At 27.9% G+C, this 4,240-nt stretch carries 5 protein-coding genes; 4 read left to right on the top strand and 1 reads right to left on the bottom strand.

Translation table 11 applies throughout. The features are described 5' to 3' along the window. Nucleotides 1-350: 350 nt before the first annotated feature. Nucleotides 351-1,397, bottom strand: coding sequence for an IS1595 family transposase (locus tag DWX74_RS09700; protein WP_118549770.1), 1,047 nt, complete (start codon nucleotides 1,395-1,397; stop codon nucleotides 351-353). A gap of 259 nt (nucleotides 1,398-1,656) precedes the next feature. Here DWX74_RS09700 and DWX74_RS09695 point away from each other — a divergent pair, with 259 nt between their 5' ends. From DWX74_RS09695 to DWX74_RS09680, 4 genes are read left to right on the top strand one after another with little or no spacing between them, the layout of a single operon-like run. Further along, complete coding sequence (locus DWX74_RS09695; RefSeq protein ID WP_118549769.1) at nucleotides 1,657-2,091, top strand: N-acetyltransferase; 435 nt, start codon at nucleotides 1,657-1,659, stop codon at nucleotides 2,089-2,091. 54 nt (nucleotides 2,092-2,145) lie between these two features. Continuing rightward, nucleotides 2,146-3,036 carry an alpha/beta fold hydrolase gene (locus tag DWX74_RS09690; protein ID WP_118549768.1) on the top strand — a complete coding sequence of 297 codons (891 nt, stop codon included), beginning with the start codon at nucleotides 2,146-2,148 and terminating at the stop codon, nucleotides 3,034-3,036. Nucleotides 3,037-3,076: 40 nt separating this feature from the next. Continuing rightward, nucleotides 3,077-3,811, top strand: a complete 735-nt coding sequence (locus DWX74_RS09685; protein ID WP_118549767.1) for a nucleotidyltransferase domain-containing protein — start codon at nucleotides 3,077-3,079, stop codon at nucleotides 3,809-3,811. Between the two features lie 29 nt (nucleotides 3,812-3,840). After that, nucleotides 3,841-4,191, top strand: coding sequence for a hypothetical protein (locus DWX74_RS09680; RefSeq protein WP_118549766.1), 351 nt, complete (start codon nucleotides 3,841-3,843; stop codon nucleotides 4,189-4,191). Nucleotides 4,192-4,240: the final 49 nt, after the last annotated feature.

Below are 4,240 nucleotides of genomic sequence, written 5' to 3'. Positions count from 1 at the left end.
CACCCTTCGAGATATTTTATGATAAACTGTTGCACTTAGCTTGACAATTCGCCTTAATAAAAAATCCACTTTAGTATACCAGTGGATATATCTTAAATATAGTTATATAATATTATATTTAGGAGTTGTATCTATTATTTTTAATTTATTAATCATTCTATATAAATTTATCATAAATCTAACTCCTTTCTTGTTTTATTAAATTTAATAGTAACATAAATAATATTCACTGTAAAGTATATCGAAGTTCACAATATATAACAATTGCGAACCTCATTATATTATACAAAACATTCTATTATTTTCCAATTATAAAATAGTTTAATTAATTTGGAGTAAAGTTTCTTATTTTAAGTTAACTCAATAAATCTATTTCTAATAGTGTTTCTAGTTATACATGTATCCTTAGTAGCTACATTCACTAACATATCTTTAATTCTGTCATTCTTTTTATTCTTCTTACTTAGTTGTAGAAATTTAAACCAAGCCAAATAATTATTGATATATTTTGTAGATACGCCATTAAAAGTCATTAACCATCTCTTAAAGCTACTGTGAAGAGCATTTATATGCTGTAAATGATAAACAGTGTCTATCATTGATTTTCCCCTAGGAACTTGCTTTAATTCTATATTCAACTTGTCCTTTATTCCCACATATGATTTATGTGAATCTACGCAAAAAGTAGCCCCTTCGCATATTTTATTATCAAAGAAATTAACTATTTGATTTGTTGTAATTCTACCATTACAAACTGCACCCATAAGGATATTTCCTTTTCTATCAATCGCTGTCTCTATACAAATTTGCTCTTTTGATATTCCTCTTTTATTCTTATCATTTTTACCTTTACCTCTTTTTCTAGGGTTTCTAGGCATTACAAATGTAGTACTTTTAGAATGATTACCTTTAAAAGACTCCTTAATAAAGCATTCATCTACTTCTACTATTCCTTCAACTTTGTCATTTTTTAATGATAGATTAATTACATCAAGTATTCTATGACGCATGTAAAAAGAGGTTTTAACACCTACACCAACTTCTTCAGCACATTTTCTTATAGAAAGCCCTAATATCATTAACACACAGTATTTTAGCCATTTATCTAAGCCTAATTTTGTATTAGAAAATGTAGACATAGTAAACTCATCAAAACTTGTACGACAACGTTTACAGATATATCTTTGTCTTCCGTTAGACTTTCCATTTTTATTTACATCTTTACATTGACATTTTGGACATTCATATCCCTTGGAAAATCTACCTTCTTTAACATTATCTCTAATTTCAGAAGAATTAAATATAGTACTTAATACTTCTTGTGCTACTGAAATTAATTCTGTAAGCTCATTCTTTTTTAAATCTTTTATTATAGCTTTTATATCCTTTTTTGACATAATATTAGATATCCTTTCTGTGAATTAGCTGAAGCGTAGTTTATGTCTATATTATAACCTATTTTGTATATAATTAATCACAAAGTTAGCTAACATAGCCTTTTATTTTAAAATTCAAATGAAATACTTTCTAAAATAATCTGAATATATAGTAAAAATCTATATCAAATGATATAATTAAAGAGATTAGAGTGATACTGTTGTTATTTAAACATAAAAAATATTAATAAAGAAAAAATTTAGGAGATATTTAGGAAAAATGAAAATAGATAATATAAGAGAATATAAATCAAAAGATTTGGATAATATAATGGAAATTTGGGTAAATACCAACATAGAGGCTCACAATTTTATCGATGAAAATTATTGGAGAAATAATTTTGATATGGTAAAAGAGATGATGCCTAGTGCCGAGCTATATGTATTTGAGGAAGACGGAGAAATTAAAGGGTTTGTAGGTCTTATGGAAAATTATATAGCCGGAATATTTGTGAAAGGTAATAATAAATCTAAAGGTATAGGAAAAAGTCTTTTAGATTTTATCAAAGAGAAAAGAGAAGAACTAAATCTTAGTGTTTACGAGAAAAATACGAGGGCAATAGAATTTTATAAAAGGGAAGGATTCGTTGTTGTAGATAAAAATATAGAAGAGGACAACGATGAGGTAGAATTTTTAATGTCTTGGAGCAAGTAAGTTTTATAATTATTAAATTTGGTTTTAATTTTAAATGGTAAGGGGAAAGTTTCAATGTATTTTAATTATAGAGGAATAAATATTCATTACGAATGTATAGGAGAAGGTATCCCATTTTTCATGATTCATGGGTTTGAATGTGATAAAGAGCTTATGAAGGGCTGCATGGAGCCAGTTATGGAAAAATATGATGGATACAAAAGAATATATATAGATTTACCAGGAATGGGTAAATCAGAGTCTGCAAGTTGGATAAGCTCATCAAACTCTATCTTGGATATGCTTTGCGAGTTTATTTCTGTAATAGTTGCTGGAGAAAAATTTATGATTGCTGGAGAATCTTATGGAGGATATCTTACAAGAGGGATATTGTCTAGATTTACGGACAGAGTATATGGAATGTTTTTAATATGTCCACTTATACTGTCAGATTATAGTAAAATGGATATAAGCAGAAGCAACCTAAAATTTATGGATGATAAATTCTATGAAGAAAATAAAGATGATGAAGATTTTAAGGAATTTATGAAAAATGCTGTAATAGTAAATGAGTACACATATGAAAGATATAAGAATGAAATATTATGTGGGTTGAAAATAGCTGATTCTAAATTCTTAAATCAGCTTAGTAGAAATTACCGGTTCCCATTTGATGTTGATGAAAAAGTACAGAATATGAGATTTGATCAGCCAGTTACGATACTATGTGGAAGACAGGATAACAGTGTTGGTTATAGAGATTTATTAAAAATTTCAGAAGACTACAAAAGATGCAGTATTTCTGTTGTGGATATGGCTGGGCACAATTTACAAATAGAAAGACCGGAAGTATTTAATCTGGAACTACAGGATTTTTTAAAGAGAGTAGATATAGAAATAGAAGAGCAGAAAGCTAAAAAAGAAGGGGACTACTCTAATATGAAATATTCTAAACATAGAAGATAGATTGATTTAAAAAGCTATTAATTTGAAAGAGGTGATAGATTTGAAAGCTAAAGAAATTTCGATTTTAAAAATGTATAGAAAATATAGTGAAAATAGAGAACTTCTTTCAGATTGGACTAAAAGTTGGATTGAAAGATATAAATATATAGTAGTAGATGAGTTTGGCGATAGAGTAAAGTTTATTGGAATTCAGGGAAGCCGAGCTAGAAATGAAGCAAGAGAAACTAGTGACATAGATGTCGTTATGATTCTAGATAAGATGGAATTTGAAGATTTAGTTAGATATGAGAATTGTGTTAAAAACATAGAAAATAGAGATATTTTATGCGGTTTTGTATCTGGATATGATGAGATAAGTAATTGGAATAAGTGTGAATTATTCCAGTTCTGTATAGACACGGTTTCGATTTATGGTAGTTTAGATGAAATAATAGAAAAGGTGACTTTAGAGGATATAGATAAATCAGTAAGGGATAGTGCCTGTATGATTTATCATTCTGCTGCACATAATTATCTTCATGCTAAGGATATAGAGATGTTAAAAGATCTTTATAAAATGACTTTCTTTACAATCCAGGCTAAATTATTCTTAGATGAGGGGATATATCTTAGAAGAAAGTCTAATTTTGAGGAAGTTAGAGATGTTTGTTCTAATTATGAAAAAAATATAATGGGTATTAGTATTGGAAAAGTCGATATAGATAAAAATAACTTTGGTGAAAAATCTAAGTTATTGATTGATTTTGCTAGAGAGATTATAAATTCTATAGAATAAGATATTTAAACCTAAAAGGGGTGATAGATATGGAAATAATGGGCTTTGTTATTTGGGTAATCTGTGGATTGTTATTTGTAGGGATAGGAATTTACGATCATATGTCTAAGAAACAAGTAGGATTCTGGGCGAATATTGAAATTCCAGAAATTGAAGATGTTAGAGGATTTAATAAAGCAGTTGGAAGATTATTTATCATTTATGGAGTAGTGTTTATTTTGATAGGGATTCCACTTATTCCAAGTATTTTCTATAAGAATATGCTTTTGGTATTTATTCCTATTATTGGGACTATTTTTGAAACAATTTGGCTTATGGTCTATTTTGTTATGAAGATAGAGAAGGATTACTATCCTAAGAAGGTTTATAAAAAGAGATAAATCAAAATTTACCGAATATCTATTTTAAGAGCAGCAAAGAGTATATAGA

The sequence above is a fragment of the Peptoclostridium sp. AF21-18 genome, from assembly GCF_003478825.1.
In the GTDB taxonomy this organism is placed as follows: Bacteria; Bacillota; Clostridia; order Peptostreptococcales; family Peptostreptococcaceae; genus Peptacetobacter.
This window is presented reverse-complemented; position numbering and strand designations above follow the sequence as displayed.

Excerpts from the sequence above, each read along its gene's own strand:
- DWX74_RS09700 (WP_118549770.1), bottom strand. The coding sequence starts at position 1,397 with ATGTCAAAAAAGGATATAAAAGCTATAATAAAAGATTTAAAAAAGAAT.
- DWX74_RS09695 (WP_118549769.1), top strand. The coding sequence starts at position 1,657 with ATGAAAATAGATAATATAAGAGAATATAAATCAAAAGATTTGGATAAT.
- DWX74_RS09690 (WP_118549768.1), top strand. The coding sequence starts at position 2,146 with ATGTATTTTAATTATAGAGGAATAAATATTCATTACGAATGTATAGGA.
- DWX74_RS09680 (WP_118549766.1), top strand. The coding sequence starts at position 3,841 with ATGGAAATAATGGGCTTTGTTATTTGGGTAATCTGTGGATTGTTATTT.